Origin of the sequence: Streptomyces armeniacus (assembly GCF_003355155.1) — a bacterium.
In the GTDB taxonomy this organism is placed as follows: Bacteria; Actinomycetota; Actinomycetes; order Streptomycetales; family Streptomycetaceae; genus Streptomyces; species Streptomyces armeniacus.
On record NZ_CP031320.1, the window covers coordinates 3,454,218 to 3,477,012 of the forward strand.

The 22,795-nt window shown below is 74.8% G+C and carries 22 protein-coding genes; 9 read left to right on the forward strand and 13 right to left on the reverse strand.

What is annotated here, in order from left to right; translation table 11 throughout:
• Positions 1 to 11: 11 nt before the first annotated feature.
• Positions 12 to 725, reverse strand: a complete 714-nt coding sequence (locus tag DVA86_RS14815) for a TVP38/TMEM64 family protein (RefSeq protein ID WP_208878804.1) — start codon at positions 723 to 725, stop codon at positions 12 to 14.
• A gap of 223 nt (positions 726 to 948) precedes the next feature.
• Positions 949 to 1,974 carry a hypothetical protein gene (locus tag DVA86_RS14820; protein ID WP_208878805.1) on the reverse strand — a complete coding sequence of 342 codons (1,026 nt, stop codon included), beginning with the start codon at positions 1,972 to 1,974 and terminating at the stop codon, positions 949 to 951.
• A 123-nt stretch (positions 1,975 to 2,097) separates the two neighbouring features.
• Here DVA86_RS14820 and DVA86_RS14825 point away from each other — a divergent pair, with 123 nt between their 5' ends.
• On the forward strand, positions 2,098 to 2,715 hold the full coding sequence (locus DVA86_RS14825) for a TetR/AcrR family transcriptional regulator (protein ID WP_208878806.1): 618 nt from the start codon (positions 2,098 to 2,100) through the stop codon (positions 2,713 to 2,715).
• 173 nt (positions 2,716 to 2,888) lie between these two features.
• Positions 2,889 to 3,953, forward strand: a complete 1,065-nt coding sequence (locus DVA86_RS14830; RefSeq protein ID WP_208878807.1) for a DUF8017 domain-containing protein — start codon at positions 2,889 to 2,891, stop codon at positions 3,951 to 3,953.
• Between the two features lie 125 nt (positions 3,954 to 4,078).
• On the opposite strand, the gene DVA86_RS14835 is transcribed toward DVA86_RS14830, so the two are convergent.
• The 3 genes from DVA86_RS14835 to DVA86_RS14845 all read right to left on the reverse strand — a co-directional run bounded on the left by DVA86_RS14835 (position 4,079) and on the right by DVA86_RS14845 (position 7,047).
• On the reverse strand, positions 4,079 to 4,867 hold the full coding sequence (locus DVA86_RS14835; RefSeq protein ID WP_208884703.1) for a spermidine synthase: 789 nt from the start codon (positions 4,865 to 4,867) through the stop codon (positions 4,079 to 4,081).
• Positions 4,868 to 5,030: 163 nt separating this feature from the next.
• Positions 5,031 to 6,200 (reverse strand): elongation factor Tu, encoded by a 1,170-nt coding sequence (gene tuf / locus DVA86_RS14840; protein WP_208878808.1) that lies wholly within the window; start codon positions 6,198 to 6,200, stop codon positions 5,031 to 5,033.
• Between the two features lie 229 nt (positions 6,201 to 6,429).
• Positions 6,430 to 7,047, reverse strand: a complete 618-nt coding sequence (locus DVA86_RS14845) for a gamma carbonic anhydrase family protein (RefSeq protein ID WP_208884705.1) — start codon at positions 7,045 to 7,047, stop codon at positions 6,430 to 6,432.
• 61 nt (positions 7,048 to 7,108) lie between these two features.
• Between DVA86_RS14845 and DVA86_RS14850 the strand changes: the two genes are divergently transcribed.
• Positions 7,109 to 7,918: an acyltransferase gene (locus DVA86_RS14850; RefSeq protein WP_208878809.1), complete on the forward strand. Its 810-nt coding sequence runs from the start codon at positions 7,109 to 7,111 to the stop codon at positions 7,916 to 7,918.
• A 336-nt stretch (positions 7,919 to 8,254) separates the two neighbouring features.
• On the opposite strand, the gene DVA86_RS14855 is transcribed toward DVA86_RS14850, so the two are convergent.
• Positions 8,255 to 9,148 (reverse strand): DMT family transporter, encoded by an 894-nt coding sequence (locus tag DVA86_RS14855; protein ID WP_208878810.1) that lies wholly within the window; start codon positions 9,146 to 9,148, stop codon positions 8,255 to 8,257.
• 102 nt (positions 9,149 to 9,250) lie between these two features.
• Between DVA86_RS14855 and DVA86_RS14860 the strand changes: the two genes are divergently transcribed.
• Both DVA86_RS14860 and DVA86_RS14865 read left to right on the forward strand, forming a co-directional pair.
• Positions 9,251 to 9,823: a helix-turn-helix domain-containing protein gene (locus tag DVA86_RS14860; protein ID WP_208878812.1), complete on the forward strand. Its 573-nt coding sequence runs from the start codon at positions 9,251 to 9,253 to the stop codon at positions 9,821 to 9,823.
• Positions 9,824 to 9,844: 21 nt separating this feature from the next.
• Positions 9,845 to 10,399 (forward strand): YbaK/EbsC family protein, encoded by a 555-nt coding sequence (locus DVA86_RS14865; RefSeq protein ID WP_208878814.1) that lies wholly within the window; start codon positions 9,845 to 9,847, stop codon positions 10,397 to 10,399.
• A gap of 39 nt (positions 10,400 to 10,438) precedes the next feature.
• Here DVA86_RS14865 and DVA86_RS14870 read toward each other — a convergent pair whose 3' ends face one another.
• Both DVA86_RS14870 and DVA86_RS14875 read right to left on the reverse strand, forming a co-directional pair.
• Positions 10,439 to 10,936, reverse strand: coding sequence for a GNAT family N-acetyltransferase (locus DVA86_RS14870; protein WP_208878816.1), 498 nt, complete (start codon positions 10,934 to 10,936; stop codon positions 10,439 to 10,441).
• A 9-nt stretch (positions 10,937 to 10,945) separates the two neighbouring features.
• Positions 10,946 to 11,362, reverse strand: coding sequence for a CoA-binding protein (locus DVA86_RS14875; protein ID WP_208878817.1), 417 nt, complete (start codon positions 11,360 to 11,362; stop codon positions 10,946 to 10,948).
• Positions 11,363 to 11,605: 243 nt separating this feature from the next.
• On the opposite strand from DVA86_RS14875, the gene DVA86_RS14880 reads away from it, so the two are divergent.
• The 3 genes from DVA86_RS14880 (at position 11,606) to DVA86_RS14890 (ending at position 16,746) form a co-directional block, all read left to right on the forward strand.
• The gene (locus DVA86_RS14880; protein ID WP_208878819.1) at positions 11,606 to 12,250 is read left to right on the forward strand and encodes a YigZ family protein; all 645 of its coding nucleotides are present in this window, start codon (positions 11,606 to 11,608) and stop codon (positions 12,248 to 12,250) included.
• Positions 12,251 to 12,394: 144 nt separating this feature from the next.
• On the forward strand, positions 12,395 to 13,561 hold the full coding sequence (locus DVA86_RS14885; RefSeq protein WP_208878821.1) for an exonuclease SbcCD subunit D: 1,167 nt from the start codon (positions 12,395 to 12,397) through the stop codon (positions 13,559 to 13,561).
• A complete protein-coding gene (locus DVA86_RS14890) occupies positions 13,558 to 16,746 on the forward strand; it encodes an AAA family ATPase (RefSeq protein ID WP_208878822.1) in 3,189 nt (1,062 codons plus the stop codon). Before DVA86_RS14885 ends, DVA86_RS14890 begins: the two co-directional genes overlap by 4 nt.
• 92 nt (positions 16,747 to 16,838) lie before the next feature.
• Here DVA86_RS14890 and DVA86_RS14895 read toward each other — a convergent pair whose 3' ends face one another.
• The 3 genes from DVA86_RS14895 to DVA86_RS14905 all read right to left on the reverse strand — a co-directional run bounded on the left by DVA86_RS14895 (position 16,839) and on the right by DVA86_RS14905 (position 19,657).
• Positions 16,839 to 17,285, reverse strand: a complete 447-nt coding sequence (locus DVA86_RS14895) for an Lrp/AsnC family transcriptional regulator (RefSeq protein WP_208878824.1) — start codon at positions 17,283 to 17,285, stop codon at positions 16,839 to 16,841.
• A gap of 145 nt (positions 17,286 to 17,430) precedes the next feature.
• Positions 17,431 to 19,152 (reverse strand): DUF885 domain-containing protein, encoded by a 1,722-nt coding sequence (locus DVA86_RS14900; protein ID WP_208878826.1) that lies wholly within the window; start codon positions 19,150 to 19,152, stop codon positions 17,431 to 17,433.
• 31 nt (positions 19,153 to 19,183) lie between these two features.
• Positions 19,184 to 19,657: an Lrp/AsnC family transcriptional regulator gene (locus DVA86_RS14905; protein ID WP_208878828.1), complete on the reverse strand. Its 474-nt coding sequence runs from the start codon at positions 19,655 to 19,657 to the stop codon at positions 19,184 to 19,186.
• Positions 19,658 to 19,717: 60 nt separating this feature from the next.
• On the opposite strand from DVA86_RS14905, the gene DVA86_RS14910 reads away from it, so the two are divergent.
• Complete coding sequence (locus DVA86_RS14910) at positions 19,718 to 20,941, forward strand: trans-sulfuration enzyme family protein (protein WP_208878830.1); 1,224 nt, start codon at positions 19,718 to 19,720, stop codon at positions 20,939 to 20,941.
• Here the strand turns inward: DVA86_RS14910 and DVA86_RS14915 are convergent.
• Complete coding sequence (locus tag DVA86_RS14915; RefSeq protein ID WP_208878831.1) at positions 20,856 to 22,169, reverse strand: GNAT family N-acetyltransferase; 1,314 nt, start codon at positions 22,167 to 22,169, stop codon at positions 20,856 to 20,858. The genes DVA86_RS14910 and DVA86_RS14915 overlap by 86 nt on opposite strands.
• A gap of 80 nt (positions 22,170 to 22,249) precedes the next feature.
• Positions 22,250 to 22,765 carry a DUF1990 domain-containing protein gene (locus DVA86_RS14920; protein WP_208884707.1) on the reverse strand — a complete coding sequence of 172 codons (516 nt, stop codon included), beginning with the start codon at positions 22,763 to 22,765 and terminating at the stop codon, positions 22,250 to 22,252.
• Positions 22,766 to 22,795: the final 30 nt, after the last annotated feature.

Sequence of the window (22,795 nt, forward strand, 5' to 3'; positions counted from 1 at the left end):
GGCGGCCGCCGTCACGCCCTGGCCGCGGCGGTGCGCAGCCGCGTGCGCTTGCGCCACGCGTACGCCGCGCCCGCGAGCCCCGAGACCGCTATGAACGCGAACGCCGCGAGGAACGCGGGCGAGGTGGGCGTGGTGGCCCGGCTGCCCGCCAGCACGTACGCCGCCGTGTTCGGCACCGAGCCGATCGCGGTCGCCGACAGGAACGCGACCCAGCTCATACGGGAGACCGCCGCCCCGTAGTTGGAGGCGACGAACGGCACCCCCGGCAGCAGCCGGATCACCAGCATCGAACGGAAGCCGTGCTCGCTCAGCTGCCGGTCCGCGGCGGTCAGCACCCGCGCCCGCAGCAGCGGGCGCAGCGCGTCCCGCCCCAGCAGCCGGCCGAGCCCGAAGGCCATACCGGAGCCGATGACCGTGCCGGAGAGCGCCGCGACCGTCCCGGCCTGGGCGCCGAACAGCGCGCCCGCGGCGAGATTGAGGAACGGGCGGGGCACGAACGCGGTCGTGCACGACCCGTACGCCACCGCGAACAGGACAACGGCGGCCGCGCCGGAGAGCTGCGCGGGCCAGCCGTCCGCCAGGAAGCGCTGCGGCTCGTACGCCAGCACCGCCCCGGCCGCGGTCGCGAGCAGCGCGACGAGCAGGGCGAAGCGGGACCACGGGGACAGCAGCACCCGGAAGAGGCGGGCGGGGAGACCCTGGGGCTGCGTGGCAGGGACGGACATCCTGGGGAGACTAACCGACGAATACGGCGATCCGTCCGGCACGGCGGGAGCTGTGACATACCTTGCCGCGGACCGGGCCTGCATCCGGCCGCGCCACCTCCACCAGGCCCCGGCAGGCAGCGCACCGGCGCCGAACTGCTCCGGCCACCGGAGCAGTTCGGCGCCGGCTTCCGACGGTCCTCGCAACACCCGAGAACTCCGGGGGTCGCGAGGACCGTCGGTGTCACGTCGCGCTGGGTGACCCGACAGGGCTCGACGCGTCGTTGCCCGGCTCCGTCACGGCCACGCGCCGGGCGGCGCGCCGGCTTCCGTACGCGAACATGGCCGCCCCGCCGAGCGTCCAGCAGCTGAGGACGGCGAGGGGTGTGGCCGCGCCCGAGCCGTCGAAGTAGGCGAGCGAGCGCAGCAGGGAACCGGTCGCCCCCGGCGGCAGCAGCTGCCCGAGCGTTCCCCACCCGGCTGGAAGCAGCTCCGGGGCGGTGGACATGCCCGAGAGCGGGTTGCCGAGCAGGATGAGGGTGACGGCACCCAGGGCGAGGCCCGGACCGCCCAGCAGTGTCCGGAGCCCGAGAATGGTCCACGCGGCCGCGGATACGCCGAGTGCGGCACCGATGGCGGTGAGCCAGTAGTTGCCGTCCAGGGTGCCGAATCCGTACTGCATCATCGCCGTGAGCCCGAGGCCCCCGCCGATGGCCACGCCGGCCGCGCCGCAGGCCTGGTAGCGGGCGCCGCGGACGGTCATGAGCAGGACGACGGCGGCCATCCAGCCGCCGAGCGCCACGGGCAGGGCTCCGGCGGAGAGTCCGGCGCCGTTGGGGTCGTCGTCCGGGAACGGCCGGATGTCGTCGACCTTGACCGGGGTCGTGCCGTCCTTGCCGAGCTCGCGTGCCAGCGACGTGAGGTCGGCGGCGACGGCGGAGCTGGCCGCCGACGCGAGGAGCATCGTGGTCTCGGTGCCGGTGAGATCGACCGCTCCGTACACCTCGCGGTCGAGGATGAGCTCCCGCGCGTCGTCGGTGCCGGCGACCGTGGTCACGGAGTACGCGCCGGGATGGTCGTCGGAGAGCTGCGCGCTCAGCTCTCCGGCATCGGCGGGATCCCCGGCGACGGCGATCGGGATGTCGTGCGGACCGGAGTTGACCGCCGGCATGGCGAAAGCCGTCAGCAGGACGATCAGCAGTGCCGTCATGCCGATGACGATGGTGACGAGCTTCTTCCAGCCGGTGCCGGACGCGTCGGATTCGGGCATGGCGCCCTCCACTGTGAGTTACGTAGGAAACTGTAGGTACTCTATATTAGGGAACTGAGAGTTCTCTAATCGGGAGGGCAAGTGTCATTGGCCGGGACGTGCGACGCACTACCGTGTACGGCTATGACCAGCAGCGCGATGGACCACCGCCGGGGGCCGCGCAGGCGCGGCGCCGAACTGGAGGCCGCGATCCTGCAGGCGGCGCGGGAGGGCCTCGTCGAACGCGGCTACGCCGCGCTGACCATGGACTGGATCGCCGGCAGGGCGCGCACCAGCAAGGCCGCGCTGTACCGGCGGTGGAGCAGCCTCGGCGAGCTCGTGGTGCACGCACATGGCCAGCTGGTCCGCACCATGCTGCCCGCGCCCGACACCGGGTCCTTCACCTCGGACGTGCGCGCGCTGCTGCGGGCGACCGCGGACCTGATGGACTCCGAGTACGGCGAACTGCTCCGCGGCGTGCTCGCGGAGCTCACCAAGAACCAGGAACTGGCCGCCGAGGCAGGCCGGCAGCTCGTGGACGCGGGGCCGCAACTGATCGACGAGATCTACCAGCGCGGCATCGAGCGTGGCGAAGTGCGCCCCGAACTGCGTGGTACGCGCGTCATGTCCCTCGCGCACGACCTGCTGCGCAACGAGTTCATGATCCGCGGAACGCCGATCACCGACGATGTGATCGACGACATCCTCGACACCGTCTACCTGCCACTGGTCGCGGCTCACAGTGCGACCCGCGACGACTAGCCGGCCACCGGTCGCGGCCAACCCCGGGCAGGGGAGCGGGCGTTCGTACGCTGCGGGGACGCCGTACGGTTTCGCCCCGTCCGTAAGGGAACGTTCCGTTCCGTGTACCGGCTCGATACCGAATGAGGGGCGGGCATGGCCCGCGCCGCGGCGGCGCAATAGAGTTACCGGCCATGTGGCCAGGAGACCAGCAGCCCGGGGGCGATTCGAACCCGCAGCAGCCGAACCCGTATCAGCAGCCCGGGTATCAGCAGCCGGGCGCACAGCAGCCGAACCCGTACCAACAGCCGGGATACGGCTACCCCCAGCAGCCGGGGCAGGCACCGCAGCAGCCGCCGCAGCCTCCCGGACAGCAGCCGTACCCGCCCCAGATGCCGCCGCCCCCGGGGCAGCAGCAGTGGGGCCAGCCGGCCATGCCCGGCGGGCCGCAGCCCCCGCAGGGCGGCGACGGCCGGTCGAAGAAGACCGTGATCGCCATCGTCACGGCGGTCGCGGTGGTGGCCGCCGCCGTGGTCACGGGCGTCTTCCTGCTCAAGGACGACGACAAGGAGAAGAAGGACACGGCGGGCGGCGGCAACGTGCCGTCGGGCTCGCCGTCCGCCAAGGAGCCCTCCGCCACGCCCAGCGCGGAGGAGTCCAAGGACCCGACGGACCCGGTGGTGCCGGGGTGGCAGTCGGTCATCAACCCGAAGCACTTCTCGGCCTTCGACGTGCCGAAGTCGGCGGATTGGGAGGTCGCCTCCGAGTCCATGATCACGGGCTTCGAGGACGACGAGGGCAAGCTCCTGGTCGCCATGTCCGCACCGGCCTACTACAAGAAGGACTGGTGCAAGGACAGCAACCGGGCCATGGTGGGCACCAAGGGCGGCCAGGGCTCCAAGAACACCAAGGAGGCCGCCGAGATCGCGGCGTCCAACTTCGCCATCGCCGGCTACGACCAGAAGCAGAAGGGGACGCTGAAGGAGTCCGGCGGCAAGAAGTTCACGAACGAGCACGGAATCAAGGGCCACACCGCCGTCGCCACGATCACCGGCGCCCCCAAGGACAGCAAGTGCGACTCGGGCGCGGCCAAGGCCGTCACCGTGTCCTGGATCAACGCCAACCACGACCTCGCGATCTGGGTCTTCCTCGGTGACGCGGGCGTCGACGACGAGGTGCCGGACGCCACCATCAAGAAGATGATGGCCAGCCTGCGCAACTCCGGTGAGCCCGGCGAGGGCGGCGACCCCCGCGGCTGAGTCCTGACCACTGCCAGCACGACAGCACCGTCAGCACGACAGCACCGGCACCGCTCGGAGCCGGGCCCGCCGACGCGCCGCCGCGTACGGGCCCGGCTCAGCGCGTACGGGGCGGGGTGCGGGCGTCAGCCGACGCTGAACGCGCCGTCCGGCGGCTCCGGCGAGGGCACGGCGTCCCCGTCCTGAACGGGCGCCCCGCCCTTGGCGATCCGCAGCAGCGACGGCCCGTACTCGACCCGCGCCGGGAACGTGTCGGCGGCCGTACGCCGCGCCAGCGCCCGTACCGGCGGCTCCGTCTGCGAGGCCAGCAGCACCGTGTTGCCGAACCGCCTGCCGCGCAGCACGGCGGGCTCCGCGATCAGGCACAGATGCCGGAACACCTCCGCGAACGTGGCGAGTTGCGAGGCCAGGAAGCGGAACGGCGCCGCGTCCGCCAGGTTCCCCGCGTACACGCCGTGCGGGCGCAGCACCCGCGCCACGGCGCGCGCGTACGGCAGCGTGGTGAGGTGCGCGGGAATCCGCGTCCCGCCGTACACGTCGCCGATCACCACGTCCGTGCTCGCGGCGGGCAGCGCGTCGAGCACCGTACGGGCGTCGGCCGCCTCCAGCATCACCCCGGAACCGGGCGGCAGTGGCAGCCGGCAGGCGACGAACGCGAGCAGCGCGCGGTCGGAGTCGACGACGCGCTGCCGGGAGCCGGGGCGGGCGGCGGCCGCGTAGCGCGGCAGGGTGAGGGCGCCGCCGCCGAGGTGCAGCACGTCGAGCGGGCCCTCGGGCTCGGCCAGGTCCAGGACGTGGCCGAGCCGCCGCGCGTACTCGAACTCCAGGTGCAGCGGGTCGTCCAGGTCGACGTACGACTGCGGGGCGCCGTCCACGGTCAGCAGGAAGGCGCGGGGCCGGTCGACGTCGGGCATGAGCTTCGCGGTCCCGCCCGCCACCGACCGGCTTACGGGGACCTGCTCACCTGGCTCGGGCTCGGGTGCGTACACCGTCCCATTGTGCGGCCGGGACGGGCGGCCCGCGCCCGTACGGGCATGCCGTACGGGCGCGGGGCCGCGCCGCCGGGCCGCGTGCCGGTCAGTCCACCGCCGTGACCGTGCCCGCGCCGACCGTGCGCCCGCCCTCGCGCACGGCGAAGCCGAGGCCCTTCTCGAGCGGGACGTCGCGGCCGAGCCGGACCGTCATGGTGACGGTCTCGCCGGGCAGCGCCACGGACGCGTCGCCGAGGTGGATGTCGCCGACGACGTCCGCGGTGCGGATGTAGAACTGCGGCCGGTAGCCGGAGACGACCGCCGTGCGGCGGCCGCCCTCGGCGGCGGACAGCAGGTAGACCTCCGCGGTGAAGTCGCGCCGCGGCGTGACGCTGCCCGGCGCGGCCACGATGTGGCCGCGGCGCACCGCGTCGCGCGGGACGCCGCGCAGCAGCAGCGCGACGTTGTCACCCGCCTGCGCCTCGTCCATCGGCTTGCCGAAGGTCTCGACGCCGGTCACCACCGTCTCCAGCTCGGGGCCCAGCACCTGCACCCGGTCGCCGACGCGCACCGTGCCGCGCTCGACGGCGCCGGTGACGACCGTGCCGCGGCCGGTGATCGTCAGCACGTTCTCCACCGGCAGCAGGAATGGCGCGTCCAAATACCGCTCCGGCACCGGCACATGCGTGTCGACCGCCTCGAGTAGCGCCTCGGCCGCCGCCGTCCACCGCGGCTCGCCGCGGAGCGCGCCGAGCCCGGAGACCCGTACGACAGGCAGCGTCTCGCCGTCGTAGCCGTGCGCGGACAGCAGTTCGCGCACCTCGAGTTCGACCAGGTCGGTGAGCTCGGGGTCGCCCGCGTCGGCCTTGTTGAGGGCGACGACGATGTGCTCGACGCCCACCTGCCGGGCGAGCAGCACGTGTTCGGCGGTCTGCGGCATCACGCCGTCGACCGCGGAGACGACCAGGATCGCGCCGTCGAGCTGCGCGGCGCCGGTCACCATGTTCTTCACGTAGTCGGCGTGGCCGGGCATGTCGACGTGGGCGTAGTGCCGGGTGTCCGTCTCGTACTCGACGTGCGCGATCGTGATGGTGATGCCGCGCGCCGCCTCCTCGGGGGCGCGGTCGATGCGGTCGAACGGCACGAAGCTGCCGGAGCCGCGGTCGCTGAGGACCTTGGTGAGGGCGGCGGTCAGCGTCGTCTTGCCGTGGTCGACGTGGCCCATCGTGCCGATGTTGAGGTGCGGCTTGGTGCGCACGTATGTCTGCTTGGACATGGGACTGCTTCCTCGGAGCGTTCTGGTGACGGGACCCCTGGCCCTGCCGACCCTCCCCCTGCGGGGTCCGCGGAAGCTCTGCGGGAAGGGTCAGCGTCGGGCGCCGTCTGCGGCTGCGACGAGGAAAACGGCAGCCTTCGGCGCGACCGCGGCTGCGGCCGTCGCGTCGAGGAAGGCGTACCGGAACATGCTGCGATCATCGCGTGTCCGGCGGCACGCGTCGAACGAATTACGCGCCGCGCTCCGGGCCTTGGGCGTCCCGTCCGCCGTGCGCGTCCTGCGGCTCCCGCGCGTCCTGCTCCGGTCCGGGCTCGCGGTCCAGGCCGCCTGCCCGGTGCGTCCGTGCCAGCTCCACGTACATCGCCGCGTTGGCCTTGATGCCCTCGCGCTCCTCGCGGGTCAGCTCCCGCTTCACCCGCGCGGGCACCCCGGCGACCAGCGAGCCGGGCGGCACCTGCATGCCCTGCGGTACGAGCGCCTGCGCGGCGATCAGCGAACCTGCCCCGATCCGGGCGCCGTTGAGGACCGTCGAGCCCATCCCGACGAGCACGTCGTCCTCCACGACGCAGCCGTGCAGCACCGCGTTGTGGCCCACCGACACGCGGTCGCCGACGACGGCGGGGAAGCCGGGGTCGGCGTGCACGGTGCAGTTGTCCTGGATGTTGCTGTCCCGGCCGAGGGTGACGGAGTCGCAGTCGCCGCGCAGCACCGCGCCGTACCACACGCTGGCGCCCGCGCGCAGCGTCACCTCGCCCACCACCACGGACGTCGGGGCGACGAGGGCCTCGGGATCCACCTCGGGCTTACGGCCGCCCACACTCGCGATCAGCGCACCCAGTCCGGCCATCGTCCTCGCCTCTTCCGTTCTCTGTCGCATCGGTCCGCACACCCTCTCAGCACCGTAGATCATGACCGCGGCCGTGGGGGGAAGATCACAAGACGTACGCAGGTCCCGGCTCAGGGCGGGCCGTTACGGTGAGCGGGTGCCCACGCTCAGGAAAGCGCTCGACTCGCTCGCCGCCCGTGCCGTGCACGCCGTCTGGCACGGCGCGCAGCGCCTGGGTGCCGTGACCGCCGACCGCCGCGGCCCGTACGCCTTCCGCGCCCTCGGCACCGGCAGCCGGCTCGCGTTCCCGCAGGGCACCGTCTTCGGCGCCCCCTGGATCGAGATCGGCGACCACTGCATCATCGGGCAGGACGTCACGCTGACCGCCGGGATGATGCCCGACCTCGACCTCGGCCCCGACACGGTGCTGCGGCTGGGCGACGGCGTGGTACTCGGGCGCGGCAGCCATGTCATCGCGGACACCACGGTCACCGTCGGGGACAACGTCTTCTGCGGCCCGTACGTCTACATCACCTCGACCAACCACTCGTACGACGACCCCGAGCAGCCCGTCGGCAAGCAGTGGCCGCGCACCGCGCCGGTCGAGATCGGCCCCGGCAGCTGGCTCGGCGCGGGCGCCGTGATCCTGCCGGGCGCGCGGCTCGGCCGCAACGTGGTCGTGGCGGCGGGCGCCGTCGTACGCGGCGACGTGCCCGACCACGCGGTGGCGGCGGGCGCGCCCGCGCGCGTCGTACGCCGCTGGGACCCCGAGGACGGCTGGCAGCCGCCGCTGCGCACCCCGCCGCCCGTGCCGATCCCCGAGGGCGTCACGCCGCAGGAACTGCTCGCGCTGACCGAGTTGGTGGAGCGGAACGCGGGCACACTGGACTGAGGCGCCGCCGGCGCCGGGAGCCAGAAAGCACGCCTGCCGGGGAGGTGCGCCGTGAACAACCGGACACTGCGCGTCCTGCTCGCCATCGCCGTCGTGATCCAGGGCTTCGCGCTGCTGCTGTACGGCGTACGGCAGCTCTAGGCGCACGGCCCGCCCGGTACCTTCTTCCAGTTCTTCCAGCCCGTCCGGCGTTTGAGGACGGCCCTCAGCCCGAGACCGAGCCGAGGTCGGCCACCGGCCTTGCCCATCGGTACGCCGTGGTGACCCGCCAGGGCCGCCCACCCCGCGCTGTGGCCGGGGGCCGTCCATCAATCGCCGGACGGGCTCGGGGCGGGCTCAGCCCGTGGCGAGCAGCACCGTGCCGAACACCGCCAGCCCCGCGCCCGCCGCCTGCACGGCGCGCAGCCGCTCGTTCAGGACGCCGCGTGCGGCGAGGGCGGTCACCAGCGGGTAGAGCGAGGCGAGGACGGCGGCGACGGTGACCGGGCCGAGCTGCGCGGCGACCATGTACGTGCCGTTCGCGGCGACGTCCGCCAGCCCCACGAACGCGAGCGCGGGCAGCGCCGCGGTCAGCACCCGCCGCCCGTACCCGGGGTGCCCCAGCTCACCGGTCCCGTCCTCGGGCAGCGCCGGAGTGCCGCGGCGCACCTGCGCGTACAGCGCCGCGCCGCCCACCAGCACGTTGCACACACGCTGCACGAACAGCGCCAGGAACAGGCCCGTCATGGTCGTCGAGGCGTGCTCGATCAGGGCCAGCACCGCGCCGAACCCGAAGGCGGCGACGAGCGTCAGCAGCAGCGTCCGCCGCTGTACGGGCGCCCCGCGCAGCTCCGGTCCGCCCGCGAGCATGACGCCGCCGACGGCGATCAGCAGCCCGACGGCCTGCAGCCAGCCGGGCCGCTCGCCCAGCGCCAGCCCGGCGCCGACGGGCACCAGCACGGCAAGCGAGGCGAGCGGGGAGACGACGCCCATCGGGCCCTGGGCCAGGGCGCGGTAGAACGCGAGCATCGCGACCGGTCCGACGACCCCGGCCGCCACCGCGAACCACAGCTGCGGCCCCCACTCGCTCCAGCCCCCGGTCGCGACCACGATCGCGCCGAGCACCGCCATGGCGAGCGCCTGGGACACCACCACGACGGTGAGCGCCGACATGCGGCGGGTGAGCAGCCCGCCGCCGAAGTCGGCCAGCCCCCACATCAGGCTGGTGGTCAGGGCCAGAACCGCAGTCATCGGTGCTCCTCGCAGTACAGTGTGATGAACGCTGAAGTCCAGCACACCGTAGTCCATTGCATTAGACGCTGTCATTCACAATATTGGACGGTACCGGAGACAGTGACCGACCTCGACCACCTCACGCAGTCCCTCGCCCGCAACCTCAAGCGCTGGCGTCAGGAGCGCGGCTTCACCCTGGACGCGCTGGCGGCGCGGGCCGGAGTCAGCCGCGGCATGCTCATCCAGATCGAGCAGGCACGTACGAACCCGAGCGTCGGCACCGTCGTCAAGGTCGGCGACGCGCTCGGCGTGAGCATCACCACACTGCTCGACTTCGACCAGGAGCCGCAGGTCCGGCTCGTACCGGCGGAGCAGGCCGTACGGCTGTGGTCCACCGAGGCCGGAAGCCACAGCACCCTCCTCGCCGGGGTGGAGGCGCCCGGCCCGCTGGAGCTGTGGTCGTGGCGGCTGATGCCCGGCGAGGGCAGCACCTCCGACCCGCACCCGCAGGGCACCACCGAGCTGGTGCACGTCACCGCCGGCGAGCTGACGCTGGTCGCGGACGGCACCGCGTACGCCCTGCCGGCCGGGACGTCAGCGTCGTTCGAGTCGCACCTCCCGCACGGCTACCGCAACGACGGCACCGAGCCGGTCGAGATGACCATGGCGGTCTCGGTGCCGCCGCCCCGCTGACCCCCTGCTAGCGTGCGCCGCATGCGTGCCCCGATCGGAGACTTCGACACCGCCGCACCCGCCCCCGACCGCCTGGACGAGCTCTGCCCGCCCGTCGCCGAGGCCGTACGGTCCTGGGCGGGCGCCGTGCCAGCGGAGCAGCTGCTGTACGTCGACACCGACCCGGACAAGGCCGACACCGCCGTGTTCGTCGAGACCTACGGCGCCGACCTCCTCGACACCTCGGCCAACTGCGTCGTGGTCGCCGCGAAGCGGGCGGGGGAGCGCACCCTCGCCGCCTGCCTCGTGCCGGCCACGGCACGGGTCGACGTCAACGGCGCGGTCCGCCGCCGGCTGGACGCCCGCAAGGCGTCGTTCGCGCCGCAGGACACCGCCGTCGGCGAGACCGGCATGGAGTACGGCGGCATCACCCCGATCGGGGTGCCGGACGGCTGGCCGGTGCTGCTGGACGCGCGGGTGACCGCGCTGCCCTGGGTGCTGATCGGCAGCGGGCGCCGCCGCGGCAAGCTCATCGTGCCGGGCAAGGCGCTCGCGGAACTGCCGGGCGCGGTGGTGCTGGAGGGGCTCGGCGGCTGACCGTACGGCGGTCACGGCGGCCGTGCGGACCGGCGAGGGTCAGCCGCCGGCGGGCGGGTTCCGCCGGGACAGGTCCAGGGACAGCGCGACCGAGTGCTCGGCGAAGCCGAGGCCGCGGTAGAGCTTCTCGGCGTCCGGCGTTGCGTGCAGATCGACCCGGGTGACCCCGCGCTCCGCGAACCAGGCGAGCAGCGCCTCCGTGGTGGCGCGCGCGTAACCGCGGCCGCGGTACCGCTCGTCCGTGCACACGTTGAAGATGAACCCGAACCGGCCCCGCGGGTGGCCCGGCGCCGGCAGCCGCTCCTCCACGCGGCCCACCGCGCACGCCGCCAGGTGTGGCTCGCCCGGCTCGTCGCCGTCCACCACGAAGCAGCCCAGCTCCACCCGCGGGCCGGAGAGCTGCCGCCGGGCCGCCTCCTCGGCGTCGCCCTCCCAGCGGCCCGGCTCGTCGCGGCCGTGCATCGCGGCGAACATCAGGCGCCGCAGCCGCACGATCTCGGGGGCGTCGTAGGGGCGCGCGGCTCGTGTCTGTGCCATGGCGGGACGCTAGCCCACCGAGCCCAGACGGGGAATCTCGATTGCCGGACAGCGGTCCATCACCATGTCCAGACCGGCCGCGCGGGTCCGCTCGTACGCGTCCTCGTCGATCACGTCCAGCTGGAACCACACCGCCTTCGCGCCCACGCGTACCGCCTCGTCGGCGACGGGGCCCGCGAGTGCGGAGTTGACGAAGACGTCGACCACGTCGACGGGGAACGGGATGTCGGACAGCGTCGCGTACCCCGGCTCCCCGAACACCGTCTCGGCCTTCGGATGCACCGGCACGACGCGCTTGCCGAACCGGCGCAGGACGTCGGCGACGCCGTACGCCGCCCGCCGCTCGTTGTTCGACAGGCCGACCACCGCCCAGGTGTCGCCGGCCGTGGTGAGGATTCTGCGGATCGTCGCTGCGTCTGCGTACATGCCCGGACAACCCGCTGACCCGCCTGCGGCATTCCCGTGTTCGTTCGCTGCCGGGCATACCCGTCCCCTCGGGCTTCGCCCTGGGGAGGCCGCACGCCGACGCCCTTCGACCTGCGTTCGCTCGTTCCTCGCTCGCTTGATCTCATCACTTTCGACACCGGCGCGCCCTTTGGCTCACTCACCGGGCCGGGCTCACTCGCTGGGTCGCACGGTGCCGCCCGTACGCCACCGTAGGGTGACGGCATGCAGGACCAGTACGTGACCGTGGCCAGCGAGGGTGTGCACGAGACGGAGGTCAGCCGCTCCCGTTTCCGCTGCGCCCTGGCGCCCGCGGCCGACGAGGAGGAGGCGCGGGCCTTCCTCGCCCGGGTGCGCGCGGAGCATCCGACGGCGAGCCACCACTGCTGGGCGTACGTGCTCGGCGCGGACGGCGCCGTCCAGCGCGCGAGCGACGACGGGGAGCCGGGCGGCACCGCCGGCGCGCCGATGCTGCAGATGCTGGTCCGGCGCGAGACGCGGTACGTGGTGGCGGTCGTGTCCCGCTGGTTCGGCGGCACGAAGCTCGGCGCGGGCGGGCTCATCCGCGCGTACGGCGGCGCCGTCGGCTTGGCGCTGGACGCCGTCGGCACCGTCACGCGGCGCCGCTTCCGGCTCGCGACGGTCACCGTCGGGCACGACCGCGCCGGCCGGCTCGAGAACGACCTGCGCGCCACGGGCCGCGCCGTACGCGACGTCAGCTACGGCGCCGAGGTCACCCTGTCCGTCGGGCTGCCCGAAGCGGACCTGGACGCGTTCCGCGGCTGGCTCGCCGACGCCACCGCCGGGACGGCGCGCCTCGAACTCGGCGGCGAGGCCTACGGGTCGGACGGGACGGCCGCCGCGCCCTGAGCCGTGCCGAGGCGCGCGTGCCGTCCTGAGCCGGCCGCGGCCTCCCGCGCGGGGCGTGCCGCGGGGGCGTGCGGAGGCGTACGGCGCATCGCGGGACGCGGGCGGCGCACGCGCTGTCAGTGCCTGCCCGTAAGGTCGTTGACCATGCGTCTGCTGCACACTTCCGACTGGCACCTGGGCCGCAGCTTTCACCGCGTCAGCCTGCTCGACGCCCAGCGTGCCTTCCTCGAGCACCTCGTCGACACGGCCGAACGGCACCGGGTCGACGCCGTGCTCGTCGCGGGCGACATCTACGACCGGGCCGTTCCGTCGCTCGCCGCCGTCGAGTTGTTCGACGGCGTGCTGCACCGCCTCGCCGACATCGGCGTGCCCGCCGTCATGACCTCCGGCAACCACGACTCGGCGCGGCGGCTCGGCGTCGCCGCCGGACTCATCGGGAAAGCGGGCATCCACCTCCGTACGGACCCCGCGGACTGCGGCACACCCGTCGTGCTCGCGGACGCGCACGGCGACGTCGCCTGCTACGGCCTGCCGTATCTCGAACCCTCCCTGGTACGCGGCGTGCTGGGCGCCGCCGGGCGCGGCCACACCGCCGTCCTGGAGGCGGCCATGGACCGCGTGCGCGCCGACCTCGCCGCCCGCCGGGACGGCACCCGCTCCGTCGTCCTCGCGCACGCCTTCGTCACCGGAGGTGAAGTGTCCGACAGCGAACGGGACATCACGGTCGGCGGCGTCGCCTCCGTGCCCGCCGGGGTCTTCGACGGCGTCGACTACGCCGCGCTGGGCCACCTGCACGGCTGCCAGACCGTCAACGAACGCGTGCGGTACTCGGGTTCGCCGCTCGCGTACTCCTTCTCCGAGACCGGCCACCGCAAGTCGATGTGGCTCGTCGACCTCGACGAGCGGGGAGCGGTGCAGGCCGAGCGGCTGTTCTGCCCGGTGCCGCGCCCGCTCGCGCGCGTCCGCGGGACGCTCGACGCGCTGCTGGAGAAACCCGAGTACGAGCGGCACGAGGACGCCTGGGTCGAGGCCACCCTCACCGACCCGGTCCGCCCCGCCGACCCGATGGCGCGGCTGGCGGACCGCTTCCCGCACATCCTCAGCCTCGCCTTCGACCCCGAAGGGACCGACGCGGCGCCGGGGTCCAGCTACGCGGACCGGCTGCGCGGCCGCAGCGACCAGCAGGTCGCCGAGGACTTCGTGGGCCACGTACGGCACGGGCGGGACGTGGACGCGCGGGAGAGGCGGCTGCTGAGCGACGCCCTCGACGCCGCACGGCTGGAGCGCGCCGAGGACGGGGTGAGCCGATGAGGCCGCACCGGCTGACGCTGACCGCCTTCGGGCCGTTCGCCGGCACCCAGCGCGTCGACTTCGACGAGCTGTGCGCCGCGGGCCTGTTCCTGCTGCACGGCGCGACCGGCGCGGGGAAGACGTCGCTGCTGGACGCCGTCTGCTTCGCGCTGTACGGCGGCGTGCCCGGCACCCGCCAGCAGCCCGGCGGCACCCTGCGCAGCGACCACGCCGACCCGCACACCCCGACCCAGGTCGTGCTGGACCTCACCGTCGGCGGGCGGCGGCTGGAGATCACCCGCCGCCCCGAGCAGCCGCGACCGAAGAAGACCGGCACCGGGGTCACCCGCGAGCGCGCGCACTCCGAGTTGCGCGAATACGACCCGGACAGCGGCGACTGGCGGGCGCTGAGCCGCTCGCACCAGGAGATCGGAGAGGAGATCGGGCAGCTGCTCGGCATGAGCCGGGACCAGTTCTGCCAGGTCGCGCTGCTCCCGCAGGGCGACTTCGCGCGCTTCCTGCGCGCCGGCGCCGAGGACCGCGCCAAGCTGCTCGGGCGGCTCTTCGACACCGGCCGGTTCGCCGCCGTGGAGGAGCAGCTGGCCCGGATGCGCCGGTCCGCGCAGGACGAGGTGCGCGAGGCGGACGAGGCGCTGCTGGCACTCGCACACCGGATGAGGCAGGCGGCGGGACCGGGCGCCGAGGCGGACGGGCCGGTCGCGATGGACGGGGCCGACGGCCTGGACGTGTTCGGCCCGGGGCCCTCCGGCCCGTCCGCTCCCGCCGGCGCGCGGCGCCGCCGTACGGCCGCCGGTGGGGTGCCGGACCAGCGCACCGGCGGACCCGGCGGCGCGGCGGACGGGGGCGCGGACACCCGTACGGGCGGCGCCGAGACCCGTACAGGCGCGGGTGACCCGGCGCTCGCCGGCACCGTGCTGGCCTGGGCCGCCGTGGCCCGCTCCGGCGCGCGCGAGCGGCGGGACGCGGCGGCGGTCGCCGCCCGTACGGCCGAGGAGGCGCACGCCGCGGCCGTACGGCGGCTGGACGACGTCCGCGAACTGGCGCGCCGCCAGCAGCGGTTCGCCGACGCCCGGCAGCGCCGGGAGCGGCTGTCCGCCGCCGCCGGGGAGCGGCGGCACGACGCCGAACGGCTGGCGCGCGCCCGCGCTGCCGCCGCCGTCGCCCCCACCGTCGCGCTGCGCTCCCGCGCGGCCGCCGAGCACGCCGCCGCGGCGGACGCCGAGACGCGCGGGCGGGCGCGGCTGCCCGACGAGTACGGCGGCGCCGACGACGTCCGGCTCGTCGAGCTGGAGCGGGACACCCGGCAGCGGCTCGGCGCGCTCGCCTCCGCCCGCCGCGCCGAGCAGCGCGCCCACGCCATCGACGCCGAAATCACCACGCTGGAACGGGAGTCCCGCGCCGACGAGGACGTCCTGCGCGACGCGGGGGAGTGGCTGTCCGGCTGGGAACCGCGCCGCCAGGAGCACCAGTCGCGCGTCGAGCGGGCGCAGAGCGCCGCCACCCGCGCCGAGCACCTCGCCGGGCAGCTCGACCCCGCCCGCCGCAGACTGGCCGCCGCCCGCCGCCGCGACCAGCTGGAAGCCGAGCTGCGCACCGCCGGCGACGAGCTGCTGGCCGCCCGCGAACGGGCCGCCACCGCGGGCGAGCACTGGCTCGACCTCAAGGAGCGCCGGCTGCGCGGCATCGCCGCCGAGCTCGCCGCCGCACTCGCACCGGGTACTCCCTGCGCCGTCTGCGGCAGCACCGAACACCCCGACCCCGCACAGCCGGGCGCCGGCCACGTCGACCGGCGCGCGGAGGACGCGGCACTCGAAGCCCACCGCAGCGCGGAGGCCGTACGGGAGGAAGCGGACCACCGGCTGCGTGCCCTCGAAGAGCAGCTCGCCGCCGCCCGCACCGAAGCCGGAGGCGACCCCGTCGCCGAACTCGCGGCCGCCGCCGGCGAGCTGGAGGCGGAGCACGCCGCCGCGCACGCCGAGGCCGCCGGCGCGCACGCGGCACGGGAGGCCCTGGAGCGGGCCGAGGCCGAGCACGCGCGCCGTACGGGCGAGCGGCACGACGCGGAACGCCGTACGGCCGCCCGCACCTCGCACCGCGAGGCGCTCCTGCGCGAGCAGGCCGCGCTCGCCGAAGAGGTGCGGCAGGCCCGCGGGGACGCCGCCGACGTCGCCGAACGGGCCGCCGCCCTCGAGGACTTGGCGGCCCGGCTCGCCGCCGCTGCGGAGGCTGCCCGTACGGCGCGGGCCGCGGATCTGCGCCGCGGCGAGGCGGAGACGCAGGCCGCGGACGCCGCCCGGCGCGCCGGATTCGGCTCCCCCGAGGCGGCGGCCGAGGCCATGCTGGACGAGGCGCGGCAGACGGCGCTGCAGGAGCGGCTGGAGCGCCGGCAGGCCGAGGAGGCCGCGGTGGCCGCCGAGCTCGCGGACGAGCGGCTGGCCGCGGCGGCCGGAGAGGAGCCCGCCGACCCGGAGGCGGCGGAGGCAGCTGCCGCCGCCGCGGCGGCGCGGCTGCGGGACGCGCACGCGGCGGAGCACGCCGCGCGCACCCGCTGCGACGAGCTCGACGCGCTCGGTGCCCGCGCCGCGGCCGATGTCCGCCGTATCGCGCCGCTCCGCGCCGCGTACCAGCGGGTGGCCGGCCTGTCGCACCTCGCCGCGGGCACCGCCGCGGAGAACGAGCTGAAGATGCGCCTGGAGACGTACGTGCTCGCCGCCCGCCTGGAGCAGGTCGCGGCCGCCGCCAGTGCTCGCCTCGCCCACATGTCCGCCGGCCGGTACACCCTGGTGCACTCCGCGGAGCGCGCGACGGGCCGCGGCCGGTCCGGACTGGGCCTGCACGTCATCGACTCGTGGACGGGCGTCGAGCGGGACACCGCCACGCTGTCCGGCGGCGAGACGTTCTTCGCGTCGCTCGCCCTCGCGCTGGGTCTCGCCGACGTGGTCACTGACGAGGCGGGCGGCACGCCGCTGGACACGCTGTTCATCGACGAGGGCTTCGGCAGCCTGGACGAGGAGACGCTGGACGAGGTCCTCGACGTGCTCGACTCGCTGCGCGAGCGCGACCGCAGCGTCGGCATCGTCAGCCACGTCCCCGACCTGCGCCGCCGCATCCCCGCCCAGCTGGAGGTGGTGAAGACCCGCGGCGGCTCGTCCGTACGCCGCCGCACGGCGCCGCTCGGCGGCTGAACGCCGCCCCCCGGCCAGGGCGCGGCCGTCACGGCGCCGGCGCCGGCTCCCGGTGAGCCCCGCCGACCGCCTCAACGGCCGGGCGGCGCCGTTCAGGAGGCGAGCGGGCGGCGGGGGAGCGGCGAGGAGTACACCACGCTGGTGGTGACCGGGCCGAGCGACCCGATCCGGCCGGAGACCTCCTCCAGGTGCCGCATCGAACGCGCCGAGACCTTCATGACGAAGCAGTCGTCGCCCGTGATGTGGTGCGCCTCGAGTATCTCCGGCGTCGAGTCCAGCAGGTCGTGGAGCGGCTTGTGGTCGCCGTGCGGGTGGCGCAGCCGTACGAACGCGAGCACCGGGCGGCCCAGCCGTTCCGGGTCCACCACGGCGGAGTAGCCGGTGATGGCGCCGGACTCCTCCAGCCGCCGTACGCGTTCGGTGACCGCGCTCGCGGACATGCCGACGGCGCGCGCCAGTTCGGCGTAGGTGGCGCGGCCCTCCCGCTGGAGGACATCGAGGATGCGCCAGTCCACGGCGTCCGGGGAATCATCGGCCATGTGCGCTGTCTAGCAGTGAAATCCCCGGCACGGCAAGGGATCTGCCGTGGAAGGTCCGCCGTCCCGCGGCCTTGCCGGATACGCGAGGGACCCCCGTCGAGACCGCGCGCGGGCAGGAGGCGCGGGCCGCGGCCCGCGCCGGTCCTCACAGCGCCGACAGCTCCGCCACCAGGTCGTCCAGCCCCAGCGACCCCTGCGACAGCGCCGCCATGTGCCACGCCTTCGCGTCGAACGCGTCGCCGTGCGCCGCGCGCGCCGCCTCGCGGCCCTTCAGCCAGGCGCGTTCGCCCAGCTTGTAGCCGATGGCCTGGCCCGGCATGCCCAGATAGCGCACCATCTCGCTCTCCACGAAGTCCGCGGGACGGCCGCAGTGCATCCCGTAGAACTCCTGCGCCAGCTCCGGCGTCCACCGCTCGCCCGGGTGGAACGGCGAGTCCGCCGGGATCTCCAGCTCCAGGTGCATGCCGATGTCCACGATGACCCGCAGCGAACGCATCATCTGCGCGTCGAGATAGCCGAGCCGCCGCTCGGAGTCGCTGAGGAACCCCAGCTCGTCCATGAGCCGTTCCGCGTACAGCGCCCAGCCCTCCGCGTTGGCGCTGACCATGCCGACCGTCGTCTGGTAGCGGGACAGCTGGTCGGCGACGTGCACCCACTGCGCCAGCTGGAGATGGTGCCCGGGGACGCCCTCGTGGTACCAGGTGGTGACCAGGTCGTATACGGGGAAGCGGGTCTCGCCCATCGTCGGCAGCCAGGTGCGGCCGGGCCGGGAGAAGTCCAGCGACGGCTGCGTGTAGTACGGCGCCGCGGCGCTGCCCGGCGGGGCGATCCGCGACTCCACGCGCCGTACGGGCTCGGCCAGTTCGAAGTGGGTGCCGTCGAGCTTGTCGATCGCCTCGTCCATCAGCGACTGCAGCCAGCCGACGACCGCGTCGACGCCCTCGATCGCCTGCCCGTGCGTGTCCAGATGCCGGAGCGCGTCCCAGGGGGTGTCCGCGCCGGGCAGGATCTGCTCCGCCTCGGCGCGCATCTCGGCCAGGAGCCGGTGGAACTCGGCCCAGCCGTACGCATACGCCTCCTCCAGATCCAGGTCGGTGCCGTTCCAGTAGCGGGACCAGCGGGCGTACCGGTCGCGGCCGACCGTCTCCGGCGCCCCCTCGATGCCGGGCGCGTACACGTCGCGCAGCCAGTCGCGCAGCGCGCGCACCGCGCCCGTCGCCTCGTTCGCGGCGCCCGCCAGCTCGTCGCGGGCGGCCTCCGGGCCCTGTGCGGCGAAGTCGGCGAACCAGCTGACGCCGCCGCCCGGCCCCTCGCCGATCCACTCGCCGAGCTGCCCGATCACCGTCGAGACCTGGCGCGGCCCCGCCGGCAGGTGCTTCGCCAGCCCGGACTCGAGCGAGGCGCGGTAGCCCTCCAGCGCCGCGGGCACCGCCCGCAGCCGCCGGGCCACGGCGGCCCAGTCCGCTTCGGTCTCGGACGGCATGACGGTGAGGATGCCGCGCACCGAGTGCGCGGGGGAGTTGAGGTTGCTGACCATGCGCAGCCCCTCGCCTGCGTCGTGCACGGCGAGTTCCGCCGTCAGCCGCTCCCGCAGCAGCCGCGCGCAGCGCCGCTCCGCGTCGCTGTCGGCGCCGGGCAGCGCCTCGGCCTCCGCCAGTCGCAGCAGGGTGTCCCGGTTCAGCCGGGCCAGCGCCTCCTGCCCCGAGGGCGAGAAGTCAGGCAGCCTGCTGTGGCTTTCGGGGACGCCGAGGTACGTGCCGGTGATCGGGTCGAGTTCGACGAGGGCGTCGACATAGCTGTCGGCGACCTCTCGGGGCGTGAGCGGCGCCGTGGCCGCCGTGCTCTTCGGGTTCTTCGCGTCGGACATGCGCCCATCCTCATACGTGCGGCCTGCCGCGTCACGCGGGCGGCAGCAGCGGTCCGCAGTCCCACTGCTGGAAGATCAGCCGGGTCTCCACGCGCGCGACCTCGCCGCGGGAGGTGAACTCGTCCAGTACGAGGCGCTGCAGGTCGGCCGTACCGGTCACCGCGACGTGCACCAGGTAGTCGTCGGGGCCGGTGAGATGGAACAGTGCGCGGGACTCCGGCAGCGCCCGGATCCGTTCCACGAACGGCCCGATCAGCTCCCGCCGGTGCGGCCGCACCTGCACGGACAGCAGCGCCTCCAGCGACCGGCCGAGCCGCGCCGGGTCGAGCCGCAGCGCGTGCCCCAGGATGACGCCGCCTCGGCGCAGCCTGCCCACCCGGTCCAGGCAGGTCGACGGGGCGATGCCGACGGCGGCGGCCAGCTCGCGGTACGTGGTCCGGGCGTCGTTCTGGAGAAGGCGCAGTATGTCCAGATCGACCGTGTCGAGGGCGACGGATTCGGGCATCCGCCGAACGTAGCACGGGGATTCACCGCATTCTCCCGGCCGGTGTTCAGACTCGTCCCCATGGAGACGACACCCGTGGAGCCGACACCCGGCGCCCGCGCACTGGCCACCGAGGCCGTGCACGCGGGGCGCGACGACCTCGCCGCCCTCGGCCTGCACGCCGCGCCGCTCGACCTGTCCACCACCTACCCCTCGTACGACAGCCGCGCCGAGGCCGCCCGGCTCGACCGGTTCGCGGCCACCGGTGAACTGCCCGACGGGCCGCCCGTCTACGCCCGGCTCGACAACCCCACCGTCGCACGCTTCGAGCAGGCGCTCGCCCGCCTGGAGGGCACCGAGGACGCCGTGGCGTTCGCCAGCGGCATGGCGGCGCTCACCGCGGCCGTGCTCGTACGGGCCGGGGCGGGCCTCCGGCACGTGGTCGCCGTACGGCCGCTCTACGGGTGCAGCGACCACCTCCTCGCCGGCGGCCTGCTCGGCACCGAGGTCACCTGGACCGACCCGGCCGGCATCGCGGACGCGATACGCCCCGACACCGGGCTCGTCCTCGTCGAGACCCCCGCCAACCCGACGCTCGCCGAACTCGACCTGCGCGCCGTCGCCCACTCCTGCGGCTCGGTGCCGCTGCTCGCCGACAACACCTTCGCCACCCCCGTGCTGCAGCGCCCGTACGAGAGCGGCGCCCGGCTCGTGCTGCACAGCGCCACCAAGTACCTGGGCGGGCACGGCGACGTGCTCGGCGGCGTCGTCGCCTGCGACGCGGAGTACGCGCGGCAGCTGCGGCAGGTGCGCTTCGCGACCGGCGGCGTCCTGCACCCGCTGGCCGGCTATCTGCTGCTCCGCGGGCTGGCCACCCTGCCGGTACGGGTGAGGGCGCAGTCGGCCACCGCCGCGGAGCTGGCCCGCCGGCTGGCGGCGGACCCGCGTGTCGTACGCGTGCACTACCCGCGGCTGGGCGGCGCCATGGTCGCGTTCGAGGTGGCGGGCGACCCGCACGAGGTGATCGCGGGCGTACGGCTGATCACCCCGGCGGTGAGCCTCGGCAGCGTCGATTCGCTGATCCAGCACCCGGGTTCGATCAGCCACCGCGTCGTCGGCGAGGACGGCCGGTCCGCGGGCGGCATCAGCGACAGCCTGCTGCGGATGTCCGTGGGGCTGGAGGACGCCGACGACCTGTGGGACGACCTCGACGCGGCGCTCAGCGGCCGCCGTCGGCCGGCTCGGGAGCGGGCGGCAGCGGAGCGGGCGTCCGCTCCGGCTGCGTGCGGTCCAGCTGCGCGGTGATCACCAGGGTGCCCTCCTCGACCTGGTGGTCCAGCGGCAGCCCGAGGGCGCGCATGGCGGCGGCCATGCCCGCGTTGGACGCCTGGGTGACGGCGTACACGTGCTCGCAGCGCGTCTCCGCGGCCATGCCGACGAGCCGCCGCAGGAGTTCGACTCCGACGCCGCGGCGCTGCCAGGCGTCCTCGACAAGGAGGGCGACCTCCGTCTCGTCGCCGTCCCACAGCAGGTGGCCGAGCGCCACGAGCCGCCCGGAGGCCGTTTCGGCGGCCAGGGTGCGGCCGAAACGGGGCGACAGCAGGTGGTTCAGATAGCGGTCCGCGTCGCCGACCGGCCCGTGGTAGCGCATCGCCAGGGTCCGGCGCGAGCACCGCTCGTGCATGGCGCGTGCCGCCTCCAGATCACGCGTGTCCGCCCGCCGTACGGTGATCTCCCGCCCCTCCGACAGGGCGAGCGCCTCGCGGCGGCGCGGCACCCGGCCCTCGCCGAGCCGCGCGTCCAGCTCGACGAGCGCGCGGGCGCGGGCGAACTCCGCCGGGGTGAACGGCGGATCGTGCCGCTCCACGACCAGCGCGCCGCCCGCCGGGTCGGGGAAGCGCAGCCGGTGCTCCCCGAACTCGCCGTCCGGCGCCACCTCTTCGGCGCCCGGCGTGCCGCGCAGGGTGGTGGCGGGCAGTGACCGTATGACGCAGCGGCCGAGCAGCTGCCGCAGGGCGAGCGGGAGTTCGGCCGAGTCCAGCGCCGTACGGGTGGCGAGCGCCAGCGCCTGCGCCGGCGCGTCGACCAGGTCGTGGGCGACGGCGCGCTCCGCCCAGGTGTGGGTGCCGCCCGCGGCCGCCACCAGCTCCTTGAGGTCGTTCGCGGAGACCTCCGACGGGGCGCGCAGCAGGAGTTCGTCCACGGTCCAGCCGCCCCGCGAGGGGATGTCGCCGGGGCGGGGGCCGAGCGGCAGTGCCTGCAGCGTGAGGATGTCGATCCGCCGGTCCGCGAGCGCCGTGCACAGCGCCGCCAGCGAACCGGGCTCCTCCCGTACGGTGGTCCGCATCCGCCACAGCGCCGTCGTACGGTCCGTTCCGGGCCGCTCCGGCGCCATGGCGCCCGTATCGGGCGGTGTCGGGGGCGCGTGTGCGTGACTCCGTGCCGAGCGCGGGCGGAGCGCGGCGGTCAGACGGTCACGGCGGCGGGGACGGCCGGGGCGGCGGGACGGCGTGTGCGGTGGTACGTCGGTCATGGACTCACCCTCACTCTCCGGTGTTGCGCGACCACGAACGCCCCGTGACAGATGAGTAAAAGCCATATCCGTAGGGTTGGTTACGTTTTCGGCCATTCTGTTCGGCCGCCGCCCTCCTCCCGTACGACCCGGCGCAGCACCGCGCCGCACCGGCGCGCGTACGCCCGCTGCAGCACCGGCAGCACCGGACCGAGCGCCCGCGTCCACCACGTGGCGGGCCTGCTGAACGCCGTCACCGTCAGCCATACGGTGTCGGCCGCGTCCCTGCTGACCAGGAACGCCTCCTCGCCGCGCACCGGATGACCGGGCAGCGTGCCGTACCCCCAGCCGGCGCGGCGCGCCTCCGCCGCCGTCCACACCACCCGGCACGGCGCGCGCAGCCGCAGTCGCCCCGCACCGAGGGCCACGGTCACCTCGGCGCCCGGCACGGCGCGCGGCGCGTCCGTCTCGATACCGACGCCCATCGCGCGGTGCATCCGCCACTCCGCGACCGCGCCGGCCGCCGCCCGGAACACCGCGTCGCCGCGGCCCAGCCGGGTGTGCCGGGTCAGCGTGCGGTAACCGGCGGGGGCGCGCCCGTGCTCGGTGCCGCCCACGCCGGGGTACGCGAAACCCCCGGGGGAGCC

Excerpts from the sequence above, each read along its gene's own strand:
- DVA86_RS14815 (WP_208878804.1), bottom strand. The coding sequence starts at position 725 with ATGTCCGTCCCTGCCACGCAGCCCCAGGGTCTCCCCGCCCGCCTCTTC.
- DVA86_RS14820 (WP_208878805.1), bottom strand. The coding sequence starts at position 1,974 with ATGCCCGAATCCGACGCGTCCGGCACCGGCTGGAAGAAGCTCGTCACC.
- DVA86_RS14825 (WP_208878806.1), top strand. The coding sequence starts at position 2,098 with ATGACCAGCAGCGCGATGGACCACCGCCGGGGGCCGCGCAGGCGCGGC.
- DVA86_RS14830 (WP_208878807.1), top strand. The coding sequence starts at position 2,889 with ATGTGGCCAGGAGACCAGCAGCCCGGGGGCGATTCGAACCCGCAGCAG.
- DVA86_RS14835 (WP_208884703.1), bottom strand. The coding sequence starts at position 4,867 with ATGCCCGACGTCGACCGGCCCCGCGCCTTCCTGCTGACCGTGGACGGC.
- tuf (WP_208878808.1), bottom strand. The coding sequence starts at position 6,200 with ATGTCCAAGCAGACATACGTGCGCACCAAGCCGCACCTCAACATCGGC.
- DVA86_RS14845 (WP_208884705.1), bottom strand. The coding sequence starts at position 7,047 with ATGGCCGGACTGGGTGCGCTGATCGCGAGTGTGGGCGGCCGTAAGCCC.
- DVA86_RS14850 (WP_208878809.1), top strand. The coding sequence starts at position 7,109 with ATGACCGCGGCCGTGGGGGGAAGATCACAAGACGTACGCAGGTCCCGG.
- DVA86_RS14855 (WP_208878810.1), bottom strand. The coding sequence starts at position 9,148 with ATGACTGCGGTTCTGGCCCTGACCACCAGCCTGATGTGGGGGCTGGCC.
- DVA86_RS14865 (WP_208878814.1), top strand. The coding sequence starts at position 9,845 with ATGCGTGCCCCGATCGGAGACTTCGACACCGCCGCACCCGCCCCCGAC.
- DVA86_RS14870 (WP_208878816.1), bottom strand. The coding sequence starts at position 10,936 with ATGGCACAGACACGAGCCGCGCGCCCCTACGACGCCCCCGAGATCGTG.
- DVA86_RS14875 (WP_208878817.1), bottom strand. The coding sequence starts at position 11,362 with ATGTACGCAGACGCAGCGACGATCCGCAGAATCCTCACCACGGCCGGC.
- DVA86_RS14880 (WP_208878819.1), top strand. The coding sequence starts at position 11,606 with ATGCAGGACCAGTACGTGACCGTGGCCAGCGAGGGTGTGCACGAGACG.
- DVA86_RS14885 (WP_208878821.1), top strand. The coding sequence starts at position 12,395 with ATGCGTCTGCTGCACACTTCCGACTGGCACCTGGGCCGCAGCTTTCAC.
- DVA86_RS14890 (WP_208878822.1), top strand. The coding sequence starts at position 13,558 with ATGAGGCCGCACCGGCTGACGCTGACCGCCTTCGGGCCGTTCGCCGGC.
- DVA86_RS14895 (WP_208878824.1), bottom strand. The coding sequence starts at position 17,285 with ATGGCCGATGATTCCCCGGACGCCGTGGACTGGCGCATCCTCGATGTC.
- DVA86_RS14900 (WP_208878826.1), bottom strand. The coding sequence starts at position 19,152 with ATGTCCGACGCGAAGAACCCGAAGAGCACGGCGGCCACGGCGCCGCTC.
- DVA86_RS14905 (WP_208878828.1), bottom strand. The coding sequence starts at position 19,657 with ATGCCCGAATCCGTCGCCCTCGACACGGTCGATCTGGACATACTGCGC.
- DVA86_RS14910 (WP_208878830.1), top strand. The coding sequence starts at position 19,718 with ATGGAGACGACACCCGTGGAGCCGACACCCGGCGCCCGCGCACTGGCC.
- DVA86_RS14915 (WP_208878831.1), bottom strand. The coding sequence starts at position 22,169 with ATGACCGACGTACCACCGCACACGCCGTCCCGCCGCCCCGGCCGTCCC.